The sequence below is a fragment of the Rhodococcus sp. P4_F3_2 genome (genome assembly GCF_056401335.1).
The window spans coordinates 1-5,913 of sequence record NZ_JBFUJN010000075.1 but is presented as its reverse complement, the minus strand read 5'-3'; the positions used below and the strand labels follow the sequence as shown (position 1 = coordinate 5,913).

The following is a 5,913-nucleotide window of genomic DNA, read 5'->3' as shown; positions in this document are numbered from 1 at the left end:
GTGCTGCATCGAGATCGGCGCGCGCCCGGGCGGCTTGTTCTTCGAACGCGTCGGCGTCGACTCCCAGATCCGCGAGTTCGGTCACGGCGCGGCGGGTGATGCCCATGGCCATCGCGCCATTGAGCCACAAGCCGGGGAGTTGGGTGCTCTGGAACTGTTCGTCGCTGACGACAGCACAGACGTCGGTATCGGGAATTTCGAAAGCGTCGAACACGATTCGGACGGTGTTGCTCCCGCGCGCCGCGATCAGTGGAAGCTCCTCGATCGTCAGACCCGGGGCCTCGCCCACCGGTACGACGGAATGAACGATGGAATTGTCGAACTCGTCGCGCGCCGACACCAAGAGAACATCGACGATGCCCCAACCGGTGACGAAGGGTGCGATCCCGTCGAGGACGTAGCCGTCGTTCACCCGCTTGGCCCACAGGAGCGGTGGGCGGGGGATGGCGCCGGCATAGGCAACCCCACCGCGAATCGTGCCGGAAACCAGACCGTCCCAGTATTGTTCGCGCAGAGACGTATTGGTACTCGCTGCCAGGGCTCCGACGACGCCGTGATGCTGCATCCAGGTGAACGTCGTCGCGAGGCAACCGCCGCACAAGGTTTCGAGGACCTCGACCAGTTCTTCGCTCCTGGGGCCACCCTCACCGAGGGCGGCGATGCCGTAGAAGCCGTCGGCGGCGAGCGCGTCGAAATGGCTGCTGGGGATTTCTCCGTCGGCGTCGACGCTGTCGGCGACGGGAAACAGAACGGTATCGGCGATCTCACGCGCAAGTTCCGGCCACTTGGTCACGCTGTCAGGGTAAGCCGCGAGCCGGGGTTGTGGTGTGGAACTGCAGCGGTGGCGTATCTAGAAGGACGGCGGTGAACTCACGATGAGGAATCTCGCAACTGCAGCGGTGCGATTGAACCACCGATGCGGGATGGTCGAGGTGTAGAGGAGGGTATCGCCGACATGAAGAACGTGATGCTCGTCCAACCCGACCTCGACCTCGACAGATCCTTCGAGAACATGAATGAATTCTTCGCCGGCATGTTCGGTGTGCTCACCTGCCTCGGAGTGAGGTGCTGCCGTGATCTCGTTGGGTTCCATGGTCCGTGAGCCGGTCGAGCAGAATCGGATCACCGAATCGTGTGCCAGTTCGAAGGTTCGCCCCTCGCCGGCGCGGACGAGGCTGGACGGAGTTCGCTCGCCCTGTGCCAAGAGTGAGTGCGCCGTGGTGCCGAGCGATTGCGCGAGGCGGTGAAGGTTCATGACGCTGGGTACTGCGTGCCCGTTTTCGGTTTGGCTCAGGAATGGCTGCGACAACCCTGACTTCACGGCAACCTCACGCAACGTCAAACCGGCTTCTTTTCTCGCTGTCCGCACGGCTGCCCCGATTGCGGTCGCTATCGCTCTCTGGTCGTCGTCCATGTGCCGAAGATAGCAGTGCTCTGGTGAAAGTTTTGATTACACAGACGAAACAAATTCGACCACGGTAAGAAATTATCGACGTGCTGAATAGTCCCGTACACGAAACACTTCCAGCTTCGGACGGAGATCGGCGCATGGCCATCCATCCAGTCGACCAGCGGCTCCCCATTGCCCGCCAGTCTGCTTTTGCTCTTCAGCACGTCCTCATCATGTACACCGGTTGCATCACGGTTCCGCTGGTATTCGGTGCCGCAGTCGGGCTGGACCGCAGCACGGTCGCGATGCTGATCAGTGCGGACTTGCTCGTTGCAGGCATCATCACGATCATTCAGAGCCTGGGCGTCGGCAAGGTTGCCGGTGTCCGCCTGCCGATCGTCTGCGGTGCGACGTTCGCCGGGCTGACGCCGATGATTCTGATCGCCAAGGAGTACGGCCTGCAGGCCGTGTACGGGTCCATGCTGGTCGGTGGCGTGGTCGGCATAGCGTTGGCCGTCCCGTTCGCCAAAATCGTCCGATACTTCCCACCCCTGGTCACCGGCGTCGTCCTCACAGTCATCGGCATCTCGTTGATCGGTGTCGCGGGAGGACTGATCGTCGGAAACGACCCGACCTCCCCGTCGTTCGCCGATCCGAAGAATCTGGCGCTGGCTGCCGCAGTCGTTGTGGTCGCGGTGGCGTTCATCTGCCTCGGTCGCGGGATGTGGACGCAACTCGGTGTACTGATGGCACTGGTGATCGGTACCGTGATCGCCATCCCGATGGGTCTGATCGATCTGAGTGGCGTCGGCGGCTCGGCCTGGGTGGGCTTCCCGATGCCGTTCCACTTCGGCGCTCCGGAGTTTCCCGTCACCGCCGTGGTGGCGATGAGTATCGTCATGGCAGTCGTCTTCGCAGAATCGACGGCGAGCATGCTGGCGGTCAGCGAGATCACCGGAAAGCCTTTGAAAAAAGCAGATCTCGCACGCGGGCTGGTGGCCGACGGCATGTCGGGAGTTCTGGGCGGAATCTTCAATGCCTTTGTCGACACCGTTTTCTCGCAGAATGTCGGCGCCGTTGCCACGACCCGGGTGTACAGCCGGTACGTGACCGCTACCAGCGGTGCCATTCTGATCGTCCTCGGCCTCATCCCGCGAATGGGTGAAGTAGTTGCAGCCCTGCCTGATCCAGTGGTCGGCGGCGTCGGAATCATCTTGTTCTCCACTGTCGCCGTGGTCGGAATCAACACACTGCGCAAGGTCGATCTCAGCGACCCGATCAACACCACGATCGCCGCCGTATCGGTGGGGATCGGTATTCTGCCGGAATTTGCGGAGGGGATGTTCGAGCGATTCCCCTCCTCGGCTCAGATCCTCCTCGGTAGCGGCATCACCTTGGCTGCGGCCTCTGCCTTTTCACTCAATCTGCTGTTCAATCACACCCGACTCGGTGAACTCGCGAGGCGATCGCGAGAGAGCCTCCATGCCACTGCAAAATCTGAACCCGCCACCAGCTCTGCAGGAGACGCCGGTGTCACAGTCCCAGTCTGATCCCTTCGAAGTTCCCGTCATCGACATCTCGCCCTACGTACTCGGTGGTGCCGACCAGGACAAGGCGCGAGTAGCCGCCGAAGTCGACCATGCCTGTCGGACTGTCGGTTTCATCCAGATTCGGGGCCACGGCGTTCCGACCGATGTTTCTTCCGGCCTCGCCGAAGCCATGGACGACTTCTTCGGGCTGCCGATGGAGACGAAAACGGGCTACCGAATCGAGGGCGCGAATCGTGGATACAGCCCGCCCAAGAGCGAGTCGCTGAGCTTGAGCCTCGGCGTCGAATCCGCGACTCGGATGAATGACTTCTTCGAGGCCTTCAACGTCGGAACCGAAGCCAGATCATTCACCGAACTCGAACTGTCGGAGGAGGATTACGGAATCAATCTGTGGCCCGCAGTGCCAGGTTTCACGGAACGAGTGGAGAATTACTACGCCCATGGCGAGCGGGTGGCACGCACACTGACAACTATTTTCGAAGATGCGCTCGGTCTGACCCCAGGATTCTTCGAGTCGATCACCGACCATTCCATCGACGTACTGCGGATGAACAACTACGCATTACCCGAAGGGACGGTGACATTGGACGGTGAGTTGAAGGGTATGGGTGAACATACCGATTTCGGGCTGGTCACCGTGCTGTGGGCGGATCAGGTCGAAGGTTTGCAAGTACTCGGGAGCGACCGACGCTGGCACGATGTCTGGCCGGTCGACGGCGCGCTACTGGTCAATCTCGGGGATCTCACCGCGCGACTGACCAACGACAGGTGGATGTCCACGCTGCACCGAGTTGCGCCTCCGGTGGTGAACGGCACCATCAAGCGTCGGCGATCGGCGGCCTTCTTCCACGACGGAAACGTCGACGCGGTGATTGCGACTCTGCCGAGTTTTCAGGACGACTCCGGCTTGGAGTACGAATCCATTACCGTCCGCGATCACATCAAGGCCAAATTGGCCGGGTCGAGGCAGGGAAAGTCCAACGCCGCCGCAGGTCGTGAGGCGGCTCGGGTACTTTCGGCTGCAGAGTTCGAGATCAAGCAGTGAGTGCACGGAACATCGTCCTCATCCACGGAGCGTGGGCCGGCGGTTGGGTCTGGGATCGTGTGTGTGGCCCACTGAAATCGGCCGGCTTCAATCCCGTTGTGGTGGAGCTTCCCGGCTCGGGAAGTTGGAACCCCGACGACGTGATCGATCTCGACGCAGTTGCCGAACATGTTGTGGCAGTAGTCGAGTCCCTGGACGGGCAGTGCACCCTCGTCGGTCACTCCGGCGGAGGCATCGTGGCCTCACAGGTGGCTGAGTTACTGCCGTCGCGGGTAGCGGGTCTTGTGTACGTCGCGGGGATGATGCTTCCATCGCAGATGGACTTCGGGATGCTCTGCATCGAAGTCGGTCTGGCAAGTCCGGTCGGGATCTCACGTTGGTTGGTCCCCGTGGACGACGGGAATGCGACGGTGGTTCCGCCCGAAGCCGGTGCCGCTGTGTTCTTCCACGAAGCGCCGGTGGCTGATGCGATCTTCGCCGCGCGCATGCTCGTTCCACAACTGGAGTCGGCCCGCCTGATGGCACCCGTCTGGACGGAAGAACGATTCGGAACCGTCCCGCGTTTGTATGTCGAATGCACGCTCGATCGAACCGTGCCGATCGAAGCTCAGCGTGCCATGCAGAAACTTGTTCCCGGTGCCCAGGTGGTCAGCCTGGACACCGACCACGCCCCGCAGTTGTCGAGGCTCCCGGAGTTGATCGAAGCGATCGCCGATTTTGCCCAGAACGCGTTCAGCCGAACTCGACGCCTTGAGCCAGCGGCAACTGGTCCGAGTAGTTGACGGTATTGGTGGCTCGGCGCATGTAGGCCTTCCATGAATCCGAACCCGATTCGCGTCCGCCGCCCGTCTCCTTCTCGCCGCCGAATGCGCCGCCGATCTCCGCACCGGACGTTCCGATGTTCACGTTCGCGATGCCGCAATCGGAGCCGTCGGCGGCGAGGAAGCGCTCTGCTTCTCGCTGATCGAGTGTGAAGATCGAGGATGAAAGTCCTTGAGGTACACCGTTGTGCAGCGCAATAGCGTCGTCGAAGTCGGTGTAGGTCAAGACATAGAGGATGGGTGCAAATGTTTCCGCCCGTACCACCTCGGTCTGTGCGGGCATGCGAACGAGAGCAGGTGTCACGTAGAACCCGGATTCGCCGACGCGATCACCGCCACACACCACGGTTCCGCCGTCGCCGCGCGCGGCCGAGAGGGACTTCTGCATTGCCTCGTACGCGGCTTCGTTGATCAGCGGTCCGACCAGAACACCGGAATCGAAGGGACTACCGACCTGGAGTTGCGCGTACGCGGACGCAATGCGGTCGACGACGTTGTCGGCGATCGACTCGTGAACGATGAGTCGGCGCAGTGAGGTGCAGCGCTGCCCGGCAGTTCCCGCGGCGGAGAAGACAATTCCGCGCACGGCAAGCTCGAGATCCGCCGACGGCGTGACGACTGCGGCGTTGTTCCCACCCAACTCCAGAAGACTTCGTCCGAAGCGCTCGGCGACCCGCGGAGCCACGGCGCGGCCCATCCGCACGGAACCCGTGGCGCTGACCAAGGCCACGAGTGGGTTGTCCACCAGCGCCTCACCGACGTCACGTCCGCCGACGACCAACTGGTGCACGTCGATCGGTGCTTCACAATCCGCGAGCGCACGTCGCAGGAGCGCATGACATGCCAGAGCGGTCAACGGAGTGGTTTCCGAAGGCTTCCAGACGACGGAGTCGCCGCAGACCAGAGCAATGGCGGTATTCCACGACCACACCGCTACCGGAAAGTTGAACGCAGAGATGACCCCGACAACGCCGAGCGGGTGCCACGTTTCCGACAACCGGTGGCCGGGACGTTCGGACGGCATGGTGCGCCCGTAGAGCTGCCTGGAGAGACCGACCGCGAACTCGCAGATGTCGATCATCTCCTGTACCTCGCCGAGAGCTTCCG

At 62.1% G+C, this 5,913-nt stretch carries 6 protein-coding genes; 3 read left to right on the top strand and 3 right to left on the bottom strand.

From position 1 onward, the window contains the following. Both AC1DWA_RS32580 and AC1DWA_RS32575 read right to left on the bottom strand, forming a co-directional pair. Positions 1-793: acyl-CoA dehydrogenase family protein (locus AC1DWA_RS32580; RefSeq protein ID WP_477917558.1), on the bottom strand; the 793-nt coding region annotated here is incomplete at its 3' end. A gap of 57 nt (positions 794-850) precedes the next feature. Further along, on the bottom strand, positions 851-1,414 hold the full coding sequence (locus AC1DWA_RS32575) for a helix-turn-helix domain-containing protein (protein WP_003940980.1): 564 nt from the start codon (positions 1,412-1,414) through the stop codon (positions 851-853). Positions 1,415-1,548: 134 nt separating this feature from the next. Between AC1DWA_RS32575 and AC1DWA_RS32570 the strand changes: the two genes are divergently transcribed. The 3 genes from AC1DWA_RS32570 to AC1DWA_RS32560 are packed head-to-tail and all read left to right on the top strand — an operon-like array spanning position 1,549 to position 4,767. After that, complete coding sequence (locus AC1DWA_RS32570; protein WP_477846073.1) at positions 1,549-2,940, top strand: uracil-xanthine permease family protein; 1,392 nt, start codon at positions 1,549-1,551, stop codon at positions 2,938-2,940. Further along, entirely contained in the window at positions 2,921-3,985 is a 1,065-nt protein-coding gene (locus AC1DWA_RS32565; protein ID WP_279163746.1) for an isopenicillin N synthase family dioxygenase, read from the top strand. Before AC1DWA_RS32570 ends, AC1DWA_RS32565 begins: the two co-directional genes overlap by 20 nt. Next, positions 3,982-4,767, top strand: a complete 786-nt coding sequence (locus AC1DWA_RS32560; protein WP_019747729.1) for an alpha/beta fold hydrolase — start codon at positions 3,982-3,984, stop codon at positions 4,765-4,767. Before AC1DWA_RS32565 ends, AC1DWA_RS32560 begins: the two co-directional genes overlap by 4 nt. Here AC1DWA_RS32560 and AC1DWA_RS32555 read toward each other — a convergent pair. Further along, positions 4,718-5,913 (bottom strand): aldehyde dehydrogenase family protein (locus AC1DWA_RS32555; protein WP_477917556.1); only part of this gene is annotated, 1,196 nt, incomplete at its 5' end. The two genes, AC1DWA_RS32560 and AC1DWA_RS32555, sit on opposite strands and share 50 nt — an antisense overlap.

Bases quoted from the DNA above. Each gene is read 5' to 3' on its own strand.
- AC1DWA_RS32575 (WP_003940980.1), bottom strand. From the start codon at position 1,414: ATGGACGACGACCAGAGAGCGATAGCGACCGCAATCGGGGCAGCCGTG.
- AC1DWA_RS32570 (WP_477846073.1), top strand. From the start codon at position 1,549: ATGGCCATCCATCCAGTCGACCAGCGGCTCCCCATTGCCCGCCAGTCT.